At 75.3% G+C, this 10,558-nt stretch carries 10 protein-coding genes and 1 pseudogene; 6 read left to right on the top strand and 5 right to left on the bottom strand.

What is annotated here, in order from left to right; genetic code table 11:
- Positions 1–748: pseudogene (locus tag CCN44_RS14065) on the bottom strand (NAD-dependent epimerase/dehydratase family protein); the annotation flags it as partial.
- A 105-nt stretch (positions 749–853) separates the two neighbouring features.
- Positions 854–1,639 (bottom strand): phytanoyl-CoA dioxygenase family protein, encoded by a 786-nt coding sequence (locus tag CCN44_RS14070; protein ID WP_079080949.1) that lies wholly within the window; start codon positions 1,637–1,639, stop codon positions 854–856.
- 193 nt (positions 1,640–1,832) lie between these two features.
- Here CCN44_RS14070 and CCN44_RS14075 point away from each other — a divergent pair, with 193 nt between their 5' ends.
- The gene (locus tag CCN44_RS14075; RefSeq protein ID WP_059249330.1) at positions 1,833–2,456 is read left to right on the top strand and encodes a hypothetical protein; all 624 of its coding nucleotides are present in this window, start codon (positions 1,833–1,835) and stop codon (positions 2,454–2,456) included.
- 7 nt (positions 2,457–2,463) lie between these two features.
- On the opposite strand, the gene thpD is transcribed toward CCN44_RS14075, so the two are convergent.
- The 3 genes from thpD to CCN44_RS14090 form a co-directional block, all read right to left on the bottom strand.
- Positions 2,464–3,393 carry an ectoine hydroxylase gene (gene thpD / locus CCN44_RS14080; RefSeq protein WP_086697830.1) on the bottom strand — a complete coding sequence of 310 codons (930 nt, stop codon included), beginning with the start codon at positions 3,391–3,393 and terminating at the stop codon, positions 2,464–2,466.
- On the bottom strand, positions 3,390–3,947 hold the full coding sequence (locus CCN44_RS14085) for a GNAT family N-acetyltransferase (protein ID WP_223283903.1): 558 nt from the start codon (positions 3,945–3,947) through the stop codon (positions 3,390–3,392). The genes thpD and CCN44_RS14085 overlap by 4 nt, the downstream gene beginning before the upstream one ends.
- Before the next feature lie 65 nt (positions 3,948–4,012).
- Positions 4,013–5,407, bottom strand: a complete 1,395-nt coding sequence (locus tag CCN44_RS14090) for a M20 metallopeptidase family protein (protein WP_086697831.1) — start codon at positions 5,405–5,407, stop codon at positions 4,013–4,015.
- Positions 5,408–5,700: 293 nt separating this feature from the next.
- Here CCN44_RS14090 and CCN44_RS14095 point away from each other — a divergent pair, with 293 nt between their 5' ends.
- The 5 genes from CCN44_RS14095 to CCN44_RS14115 all read left to right on the top strand — a co-directional run.
- Complete coding sequence (locus CCN44_RS14095; RefSeq protein ID WP_086697834.1) at positions 5,701–6,624, top strand: polysaccharide deacetylase family protein; 924 nt, start codon at positions 5,701–5,703, stop codon at positions 6,622–6,624.
- Complete coding sequence (locus tag CCN44_RS14100; RefSeq protein WP_086697832.1) at positions 6,621–7,640, top strand: pyridoxal-phosphate dependent enzyme; 1,020 nt, start codon at positions 6,621–6,623, stop codon at positions 7,638–7,640. Before CCN44_RS14095 ends, CCN44_RS14100 begins: the two co-directional genes overlap by 4 nt.
- The gene (locus tag CCN44_RS14105; protein WP_208639770.1) at positions 7,634–8,584 is read left to right on the top strand and encodes a diiron oxygenase; all 951 of its coding nucleotides are present in this window, start codon (positions 7,634–7,636) and stop codon (positions 8,582–8,584) included. Before CCN44_RS14100 ends, CCN44_RS14105 begins: the two co-directional genes overlap by 7 nt.
- A 67-nt stretch (positions 8,585–8,651) precedes the next feature.
- On the top strand, positions 8,652–9,635 hold the full coding sequence (locus tag CCN44_RS14110) for an ornithine carbamoyltransferase (RefSeq protein WP_079080952.1): 984 nt from the start codon (positions 8,652–8,654) through the stop codon (positions 9,633–9,635).
- A 38-nt stretch (positions 9,636–9,673) separates the two neighbouring features.
- Positions 9,674–10,558 (top strand): methyltransferase domain-containing protein (locus tag CCN44_RS14115; RefSeq protein WP_086697833.1); only part of this gene is annotated, 885 nt, incomplete at its 3' end.

Raw genomic sequence — 10,558 nt, forward strand, 5'->3', positions numbered from 1 at the left:
CTGCGAGGCCGGCCTCGCAGCGGTCGAGCAGGCCCGCCCGCCGCAGATACCGGTCGGTGTCCAGGCACTCCCAGCCCTCGGCCTGCCGTACCGCGCATTTGGACTCGCCGTACTGGTAGAAGGGCACGACGGAGAATTCGGGGCAGGTTCGGTCCGGCTCGGCGAAAAGGGGCGCCCGGTCGGTGAAGAAGGTGGCGCGGCGCCAGCCGTGGGTGCTGTTTCCGGCGATGCTCGGCACGTCGTCGTGGTCGACCGTACTGGGGACGGCGATCCGCACCGGAATATCCAGCGCCTTGAGATACCGCTGGATCACCACGTCGTACGGCCAGCCACCGCCGTGTTCCGCCGCGAATCGCCGGTATCCGCGGGCGGCGTCGGCGGGCAGCATGAGGGCCAGTGAGGGGACGTGTTCGTCGATGGCATAGGCCCACTGCGCGCCGGTGAGTGCCCCGAGGCGTACGACACCGCTGTTTCTCCCTTCCCAGCCCTCGTAAAAGGCGACCGCCTCGCCGGGGACGGCGGCGGCGACCTTTTCCGCGTAGGGGAAGAAATTGTCGGCGATGAGGACGTCGTCCTGGAAGACCACGTGGTGGGTGGCGTCCGGCCCGACGCAGCTCCAGGACGGGTCGGCGGTGCGCAGCGCGGTGGGCGGGCCGGAGGGGTCCGGGTCGGTGACGACGCGGATGCGGCCCCGGGGGTCCTTGGCCGCGATCGCCTCGGCCGCCGCGCGGCGTCGCGGGTGGGTCATCACGGCACCAGTCAGAATGACAGCGTTCACAGCGTTCCCATCTGGCTGTTGGGGCCGGGCCGGTGGTGGCCGGCCCGGCGGTGGAGGTGTCGGCGACCTGGCTGGTCAGTCCTGGGCGAAGTCCGCGTTGCGGACCTGCCGCACGTTCTCGCCCAGACCGTGGTCCGCGCCCCGGGCGCGTTCGTGCCGGATCATCGCGGCGGGCCGGTAGTTGAGGATGTACGCGCGCCGGGTGCCGTCCGTGGTGTTGCCCCGCGAGTAGTGCAGGGTGAAGCCGGAGTGGGCCACTGCTTCCCCCGCCCGCAGTGGCACCGGGGTGGCGCCCGGCTCGTCCTCGGAGCAGTCGCACTCGATGTTCTTGCCGTCGCTGGTGGGCCGGTGCGGGCGCAGCGGCTGCCGGTGCGAGCCGCGTACGTACCACATGCAGCCGTTGTCGACGTCCGCGTCGTCGAGCGCCACCCAGATCGAGACCGCCCGGTGGTCGGGCATGTCGATCCAGTAGGCCGCGTCCTGGTGCCAGGGCGTGGGGACGGCGGTGTGCGGATCCTTGTGGATCATCATGTCGAAGTCGAGTTCCGCGTCGGCGCCGATGAGTTCGCGGGCGACGGAGAGCGCCTTGCGGTGCAGCGGGAGTTCCCGCAGCGGCGGGTGGAGCGCCGAGGGCCACATGATCTGGGTGATGTTCTCGCGTACGCCGTCCTTGCGCGGTACGTGGGAACCGAGATCGGAGCGCTTGTCGCCCGCCTCGATGTCACCGCTGAGGAAACGGTCGTAGATGTCCCGGTAAACCGCGAGTTCACCGGGGGAAACGAGTTCTCCGACGGCGGCGAATCCGTCGGCCGTGAACTTCTGCGCAAGGTCCGAAAGTACCTGCGTCGTCAAGACGAACATCCCCTTCGCCCCTTTCCCGACAGCCCGGGAAAAGGTTGGTCTGGACCATTGATCATGACGGGACGGGAATCTACGGGGCCGTTCGCCTCAAGGTCAACAGTGATCGGGAAAATGGTCCAGACCTATAGCGCGGCGATCATCGGGCGGCTACGGTTTGCCGGGCAACGGGCAGCGCAGCAAGGGGGAGACGAACGTGACGAGCACGGCCGGCACACTCCGCGTGGAGGCGGCGGTACGCCGCAATCCGTACAGGTACATGCTCACCGACACGGAGCTGACCGACCTGCTGACGGACCTCGGCCGGCGCCGCGCCGCGAGTGTCCTGCGCAACCACGCCGCCCCGGAGGGCGAGGCGCCGCGCGGCCCCTACCCGCGCCCCGCCATGGGCTTCGTCGTCCTGGACCCGACGGCCGAGCCGGGCGCCGCCCCCGCCGACGCGGTGCTCGGCGCCCTCACCGTCGGGGACGACGCGCGCCGCTTCCTGCCGAAGGCCGCGGCCAAGGCCGCCGCGCACCGGCGGCTCGGCGGCAACAACGGCGTCTCGGTGCACACCGACCCGCACCTGCTCGGCACCGGCGCCTTCCGCTACGGCCACTCGGCCGAGGTCCGCGGCCTGATCGTCGCCGCCAGCTCCCAGACCACCGACCAGGACCTGTACGAGGCGTCCCGGCTGGCCGCCGAACTCGTCGAGGAACTCGGCGCCCGCCACCGCGCCTACGAGTGGCGCCGGGGCGAGACCGACTGGCTCTCCCCCGCCGGCGACGTCCCGCCGGAGTACGCCGCGATGGTGTCCTGGTTCCCGGGACCGGCGGCGTGAGGCCCCCTCAGTCGCCGTCCCGGCGCGGTACCGGCGTGAAGGTGCGGCTCGCCAGATAGCCGGGCCGCGGGCGCGGGGCCGCGTACGGCGTCCCGATCGCGTTCTCCACGCTGTTGTAGACGACGAAGAGGTTGGTGCGCGGGAACGGCGAGACGTTCGGCGCCGAGGCGTGCAGGCTGTTGGAGTCGAAGGCCACCGCCGAGCCCGCCGGGCCGGTGAACTGACGGATGCCCAGCTCCCGGGCGAGCGCGGCCACCGCGGCACGGTCCGCCGGCCCGGCGGGCAGGTTCTTCCCCCGCAGCGACGTCCGGTGGTAGTCGGGCGGTGTCTCGCCGGCGGACGGCACGAAGGTGCGGTGCGCCCCCGGGATGATCATCAACGGTCCGTTGTACGGGGCGTTCTCGGTCAGGGCGACGGACAGGCTCAGGGCCCGCGGCGCCGGCATGCCGTCCTCCGAGTGCCAGGTCTCGAAGTCCGAGTGCCAGCCGAAACCGGAGCCGTCGAACGCCGGCTTCAGGTTCACCCGGGTCTGGTGGACGTACACGTCCGAGCCGAGGATCTGGCGGGCGATGCCGGCCAGCCGGGCGGAGTGGACGATCGCGCGGAACGTGTCGCTCAGCGCGTGCACCTCGAACACCGAGCGGATGCCGTCGCCGTCGGGTTCCGGCACCACCCGCCCCGAGTCGCGCAGCGCGGGGTCGGCCGTCAGCCGCGCGGTCTCCGCCAGGCAGGCCACCGTCTGCTCCGCCGGCAGCAACGCCTCGAAGTGCAGGCAGCCGTCGCGGTCGTAGGCGGTGAGTTCGGCGGCGGACAGGGGGCCGTCGGCGGCGGGGCGCCAGACGACCGGGTGGCGGCGCGGGAAGGGGGCCGCGGCCCCCGGGGTGCGCGTCGGGTACAGGTCGTCCCCGGCGTCGGCGGGGCGCACCGTGCTGGTCATCGTCGGCTCTCCTCCGGTTCGGGGTGCGCGGCGGCCGGGCGCTGGAACAGGGCCCCGGAGTTGCGGTGCGGCAGGTCCACGATCCGCAGGAGTTCGAAGCCCTGGTCCAGGTAGTAGCGGTGCAGCAGGCGGTTGGTCTTCCAGGCCTCCAGGCGCAGCCAGCGCTTGCCCCGCCGGGCGGCCAGCGCGCCCGCCCAGTCCAGCAGCCGGGCGCCGAGCGCCTGGCCGGCGACGGCCCGGCTCACCGCGAGGTCGTGCACGTAGAGGGCGGAGCGGGGGTCGTCGTGGCGCCACCACTCCGGGTCGGCCCGCTCGTGCACGGTGAGGGTGGCGACGGGCCGGCCGTCCCGGAGGGCGAGGTAGCAGTCGCCCGCCTCGATGGCCTCCGCCATCCGCCACCGGCGCGGCGGGTACTGCCACTGGTCCAGCCCCCGCCCGGCCAGCCAGCGGCTCGCCTCCAGCCACAGGGCCTCGACCTGCTCCAGCTCACCGGGACGGGCGGCCCGTACGACGAGGCCGGCCACCGGGCCGGTACCGGGGGCGCCGCCGCTCACCGGCCCGCTCCCGGAAGCCGGCACCCCGCTCCCGGGGACCGGCACCGGATCCCTCCCCGGGGCGCTCACCGGGCCCGCTCCGGTGCGTGGCCGGTGAGGAAGGCCAGGGCCACGGCGGCCTCGCAGGCGATGCCCGTGGCGATCACGTCCTCGTCGATGGTCGCGCGGGGCGAGTGCAGCGCCGGCGCCTCGTGCGGTGCCCGGCCCGGCGGGCACGCGCCGAGGAAGGCCAGGGCGCCGGGGACGGCCCGCAGGACGTAGGAGAAGTCCTCCGCCGTCATGTGCGGGGCCGGCAGGACGTCCACCGCCTCGGTGCCGAGCGCGTCGGCGGCGGCGCGCAGCACGACGTCGGTGAAGGCGGCGTCGTTGGCGGTGACCGGGTAGCCGGTCTCGACGGTCGCCTCGGCCGTCGCCCCGTGCGCGGCGGCCACGCCCCGGGCGACCCGGGCGATCGTCTCGTGCAGCCGCCGCCGGGTCGGCTCGGCCAGCGTGCGCAGGGTGCCGGAGAGTTCCGCGGTGTCCGGGATGACACCGGTGGCGGTGCCCGCGGCCATCCGGGTCACGCTGAGGACGGCGCTGTCGTCGGCGGCCACGCCCCGGGTCACCGCCGTCTGGAGGGCGAGCACGATCTCGCAGGCCACGGGCACCGGGTCGCAGGCGGTGTGCGGCGCGGAGGCGTGCCCGCCGCGGCCCCGGACCACGATCCGGAACCGGTCGGAGGCCGCCATCTGGGGCCCGGGCCGCAGCCGCACCGCGCCGGCCGGCAGGTTCGGGTGCACATGCAGCGCGAAGGCGGCGTCCGCGCGGGCGCCGGACGCCTCCAGCACCCCCTCCTCGATCATCAGGCGGGCGCCGTGATGGCCCTCCTCGCCGGGCTGGAACATGAACACCACGCGCCCGGCGAGCGCGTCCCGCCGCCCGGCGAGCAGCCGCGCGGCGCCCACCAGCATCGCCATGTGGGCGTCGTGGCCGCAGGCGTGCATCAGCCCGGGGGTGCGCGAGGCGAACGGCAGCCCGGTGTCCTCGGTGACCGGCAGCGCGTCCATGTCGGCGCGCAGCAGGATCGTCGGCCCGTCGGCCGTGCCGGCCAGCGTCGCGGTGACGGAGGACAGGGCGCGGCCGGTACGCACGTCCAGCCCGAGTCCGTCGAGGGCGTCGAGCACCAGCCGCTGGGTGGCGGGCAGTTCGAGGCCCAGTTCCGGGCCGCGGTGCAGGGCACGGCGCAGCGCGACCGCTTCGGGGGCCAGCCGGCGCGCCTCGTCGAGCAGAGCCGGCCCGCCGGCGACAGCGGCGGCGGACTCGCCCGGGACACCGTCCGAGGCCCGCCGCGCCTGCCCGGACGGGGAGCCGTCCGGCGTACGGCGCGCGTCCGGTGACGGACCGGCACCGGCCGTACCACGCGGCTGCCCGGCCGGGGCGGCACCCGGCGTACCGCGTGCGGCCCGAGGCGGAGGTGTCATGGAGCCGTTCTCCTTCCCGTTCCCGGGCCCGGCCCATGGCGGCGCGGCCCGCGGCGGCGGCACACGAGGAGGCGGTACCCCCTCGGCGCGGGGACGCGAGGAGGTATCCCCTCACCGTAGGGACGGCCCGGCCGCGCCGGACAGCCCCCGGCGGCCCCGGGACGCGGGATCCGGACAGGGCCGGCCGTTGACAGGATGGCGGATTCCGGCCCCTGACCAGGGGCCGACGCGCTGACATGCTCGGTCGTGGAAAGCCCGCAGGCCCGAGTGAGGGTGAGGACCCGTCCATGGCGATGTCAGCGTCCGCGGGAGCACCCCGACGCCCCTGGGAGTGGGACGAGACCGAATGGCGGCGGCACGTCGGCCGGGTGCGCGCCGGGCGCGCGCTGAAACCCGCGTCCTGGCCGGGCGGGGCCCGCTGCGCGGTGGCGCTCTCCTTCGATCCCGACCACGAGACGATCCCGCTCCGCGACAACCAGGTCATGCCGGGCAAGCTGTCGCAGGGCGAGTACGGCGCCCGCGTCGGCGTGCCCCGCATCCTGCGCCTGCTGGAGCGGCACGCCGTACCCGCCACGTTCTTCATGCCGGCGGTGTCCGCCCTGCTGCGCCCCGAGGAGGCCCGGGGCTACGTCGACGCGGGCCACGAGGTGGCCCTGCACGGCTGGATCCACGAACGCACCATGGAGCTGGAGTACAAGCACGAGCGGGACCTCGCCTTCCGCAGCGCGGACGCCCTGGAACGGATCACCGGCCGGCGCCCGGTGGGCATCCGCACCCCTTCCTGGGACTTCAGCGAGCACACCCTGGACATCACCCGCGAGCTGGGGCTGGAGTACGACTCCTCCCTGATGGCGGACGACGAGCCGTACGAGCTGCTCGCCCACGCGGAACCCACCGGCGTGGTGGAGATCCCCCCGGAGTGGATCCGCGACGACGCCGCCTACCTGAACATGGACCGCTACTCCGCCGTGCGCCCCTACACCCCGCCCCGGGAGCTGATCCCGCTGTGGCGGGACGAGTTCGACGCGGCCCGCGCGGAGGGCGGCCTGTTCCAGCTGACGATGCACCCGCACGTCATCGGGCACCGCTCGCGGATCGTGGTCCTGGCGGAGCTGCTGGACCACATCGGCGCCCGCGGCGACGTCTGGTACGCGACCCACGCCCAGGTGGCGCGGTACGTCTGGCGGGAGGCGACCGGGAACGGCACCCCCGGATGACCTGGGCGCCGGGGACGGGGGACGGCCTGGCGCCGACTCCGGTGGTCCGCCTGGGGATGGAGGTCGCCGGCACCCCGCGGCAGCTGTGGCTGAAGCTGGAGGGCTACAACCCGTACGGGTCGGTCAAGGGGCGGACCGCGCTCGCGCTGTGGCGGGACGCCGCGGACCGGGTGGAGCGGGGCACGGGCCTGGTGGAGTCCACGTCCGGCAACCTCGGCCTGGCCCTGGCCGCGCTGGCCGCCGCCCACCGGGTGCCGTTCACCGCGGTGGTGGACCCGCGCACCAGTGCCGCGCTGCTGTACGACATCCGCGCGCTCGGGGCCCGCGTCGTCACCGTGCACACCCCGGACGGCGCCGGCGGCTACCTGCTGAACCGGCTCGCCCGGGTGCGTGCCCTGCTGCGCGAACAGCCGGGCCTGGTGTGGACCGACCAGTACAGCAACCCGGCCAACCCGGCCGCCCACGCCACCGGCACCGCGCCCGAGCTGCACTGGCAGACGCGCGGGGAGCCGATGAGCGTGCTGGTGGCCGTGTCCACCGGGGGCACCCTCGCCGGTTTCCGGCGGTACGCCGCCGAGTCCGGCGCCGCCTGGGAGCTGGTCGGGGTGGACGCGGCCGGTTCGGCGGCCCTGGGCGGCCCGGCCGGGCCCCGGCTGCTGTCCGGCATCGGCTCCAGCCGCCCGTCCGCCTTTCTGCCCGACGGCCACCGGCCCACGGTGTACGTCGACCCGGCGGAGGCGGTCACGGTGTGCCTGTGGCTGCGCGCCACCACCGGGATCGGGGTCGGCGCCAGCTCCGGCGCCGTGGTCGCGGCGGCGCTGCGCCTGTTCCGGGCCGACGCCCGGCGCGTCACCGTCGCCTGTCTGTGCCCGGACGGCGCCGACCGGTACCGGGACACCGTCTACTCGCCGCTCTGGCGCCGCGCGCACGGCATGGCCCGGTCCGGCGCGCTGCCCGGCGTGCGGGTGCTGGCCGCCGACGGGCCGGGGCCGCTGACCGAGGGGGTCCGATGGTGAACGCGGAGGACGGGGAGCGGGACTGGTACACGAAGGCGGGCGTCCGCCGGGACCCGCGCCGGCTGCTGCGGGAGGAACTGGGCGCCGGGCGGCTGTACTTCCCGCCGGCCCTGATCCCGTACGCCGCTCATCCCCTGGTGCGCGCCCTGCCCACCGAGGCACAGCAGGCGCTGGCGGCCCGGCACCTGTTCCAGTACCTGGGTTTCACCACCCACTTCGAGACCGAGGTGGTCAACCGGGCCACCCAGCGCATCGCGACGGGCCGCGGCGGCGTCGACACCCCGGCGCGGACCCGGCTCGACGCCTTCCGGATCTACTGCGACGAGGGCTACCACGCGCTGTACAGCTTCGACGTCGTCCGGCAGATCGCGGACGCCTCCGGCGTCGAGCCGGTGCCGTACGACTTCGCGCCGTTCCGGGAACGGCTCGACGCGGTGGGCGTGGAGGCCCTGCCGGGGCAGCCGGTGCTGGCCCAGTTGCTCCAGGTCGTCGTGTTCGAGACGCTGGTCACCGCCATCCTCGGCGAGGTGCCCAAGGACGAGCGCGTGCTGACCGTCGTACGGCAGATCGTGCGGGACCACGCCCGGGACGAGGGCTGGCACCACGCGTTCTTCGCCCGCTTCTTCCGGGAGCTGTGGGCCCGGCAGTCGGCCGCGGAGCGGGTGCGCGTCGCCCGCTGCCTGCCCGGCCTGGTCCGCTCCAGTCTGCTGCCCGACCTGCGCCCGGTGCGGGCCGCGCTGGCCGCCGCGGGGCTCGGTGCGGCGCAGGTGGAGGAGGTCGTCCACGACTCCTACCCGCGGGCCGCGACGGAGCGGGCGATGCGGGAGGCGGCGCGGCACGCGCTGCGGCTCTTCGAGGAGACCGGCGTGCTCGCGGTCCCCGGCGCCCGGGACGCCTTCCTCACGGCGGGCCTGCTGGCCGGGGGCGCGGGGGACGACCCGTGACGCAGGAGCGGCGGGAGACGGCTCAGGACGGAGACCATGCCCCGACCCCGGAAGAGGTGGACTGCCCATGCGTGACCCCGCCGCCGACCTCCCCGCCCTCCTCGGCGCCCCGGCCCTCGCACCCGAGCGGGGGCTGTTCACGCTGGCCGAGGTGGCGCCCGAGCGGCTGCACCGGCTGGTCGCCCGGTCGGTCCGGCTGTTCCGGGACCGCGGCGCGCACGACCGGCCGCTGCGGGACCGGGTCGTCGGGGTGCTGTTCACCCGCACCTCCACCCGCACCCGGACCGCGTTCCAGAGCGCGACCGTACGGCTCGGCGGCACGCCCGTCGCGTACGGACCCGGCGACCTCCAGCTGAACACCGGCGAGTCGGTGGCGGACACCGGCCGGGTCCTCGGGGCCATGCTCGACCTGCTGGTGGCGCGCACCGCGGGGCCGCTGGCGGAGCTGCGGGAGCTGTCCCGGGCGGGCGGGCTGCCGGTGGTCAACGCGATGGCGGCCGAGGAGCACCCCACCCAGGGCGTGTGCGATCTCGCCGTGCTGTCCCTGGCCTTCGGCGACCTGAGCGGGATCCGGCTGCTGTACGTCGGGGAGGGCAACAACACGGCCACCGCTCTCGCCCACGGCCTGGCGGCGGTGTCCGGCGCCGAGGTCACCTTCGCCACCCCGCCCGGCTACGGCCTGCCCGCCGGTGCGCTGGCCACGGCCCGTGCGAACGCGAAGGCCACCGGGGCCCGGATCGAGGAGATCCACGCTCTCGCGGACGCGCCGGCCGAGGCGGACGTCGTGTACACCACGCGCTGGCAGACCACCGGCACCAGCAAGCCGGACCCGTCCTGGCGGGAGGCCTTCCGCCCCTTCCACGTGGACGGTCCGCTGCTGGCGCGGTGGCCGCGGGCGCTCTTCCTGCACGACCTGCCCGCCCACCGGGGCGACGAGGTCGCCGGAGAGGTCCTGGACGGGCCCCGGTCGCTGGCCTGGACACAGGCGGCGATGAAACTGCCCAGCGCCATGGCCGTCCTGGAGCAGGCCACCGGCTCTCTGCCCGGCTGAACCCCCGCAGCTCTCGCCCCCCTTGGAAGGAGCCTGCCATGCCGTCCGTCTCCCGGGTCGACGCGTACACCCATCTCACCCCCGACGATCTGAAGCCGCCCGGGGAGCCCGAGGTCTTCTTCGAACCGGCCGACACCGAGATCGGCGTGTGGGTCGCCGCCGATCTGCTGCCGCCCGGCGGCGGGGGCACCGTGCTGGACCTCGGCTCGGGCAGCGGGGCCGCGGCTGCCGCCATCGCCCGGGCCGGCGCCGCGCGCGTGCACGGTGTCGACAACGGCCGCCAGACCCTGCGCTGGGCGGAGCGGCACTACGCCTCGGCCGACGGGCGGGTCAGCTTCGCGCTCGGCGACTACTCCGTGCTGAGCCCGCGGGAGCTGCTGGCGACCGCGCCCGGGGAGCTGCCCCGCCCGCTCGTCGTCACCAGCAACCCCGCCTATGTGCCGCTGCCCGGAGCGGCGGCCCGCACCCATCCCTCGATCAGCGGCGGCGCGGACGGTCTGAAGTGGGCCGGGTCCATCATCGGCCACGCCCGCACCCTGGGCGCGGACCTGGGGCTGACCATCGGCTCCTACTCGACGCCGCGCCGTGCGGCGGCCCTGCTCGCCGAGGCCGGTTACCGCATCGCCGCCGTGACCCTCTGTCCGCTGCCGTTCGGCGCGTTCACGCGGGCGCACCCCGAGCGGGTCCTCGCCCTGGAGGAGCGGGGCGAGGCCGTGCTGTGGCGCTCCGGCCCGGACCCGCTGGCGTACTTCGTGGTCGGCCTGGCCTGCCGCCGCGCCGACGCCGCCGGGCAGCCGGACGGCGGACAGCCCGGCGGCGGCAAGGAGTTGCTGGATCTGCTGCACACGGCGGCCCGGTCCGCCACCACCCGGCTGGAGAGCCTGGACGCGTACCGGCCAGGGCGGCCGGGCCGCGCCCGGCGC

This window comes from Streptomyces tricolor (genome assembly GCF_002155905.1).
GTDB lineage: Bacteria > Actinomycetota > Actinomycetes > Streptomycetales > Streptomycetaceae > Streptomyces > Streptomyces tricolor.

Coding starts and splice junctions, on each gene's coding strand:
- CCN44_RS14095 (WP_086697834.1), top strand. CDS start 5,701: ATGTCAGCGTCCGCGGGAGCACCCCGACGCCCCTGGGAGTGGGACGAG.
- CCN44_RS14110 (WP_079080952.1), top strand. CDS start 8,652: ATGCGTGACCCCGCCGCCGACCTCCCCGCCCTCCTCGGCGCCCCGGCC.
- CCN44_RS14090 (WP_086697831.1), bottom strand. CDS start 5,407: ATGACACCTCCGCCTCGGGCCGCACGCGGTACGCCGGGTGCCGCCCCG.
- CCN44_RS14100 (WP_086697832.1), top strand. CDS start 6,621: ATGACCTGGGCGCCGGGGACGGGGGACGGCCTGGCGCCGACTCCGGTG.
- CCN44_RS14105 (WP_208639770.1), top strand. CDS start 7,634: ATGGTGAACGCGGAGGACGGGGAGCGGGACTGGTACACGAAGGCGGGC.
- CCN44_RS14070 (WP_079080949.1), bottom strand. CDS start 1,639: ATGTTCGTCTTGACGACGCAGGTACTTTCGGACCTTGCGCAGAAGTTC.
- thpD (WP_086697830.1), bottom strand. CDS start 3,393: ATGACCAGCACGGTGCGCCCCGCCGACGCCGGGGACGACCTGTACCCG.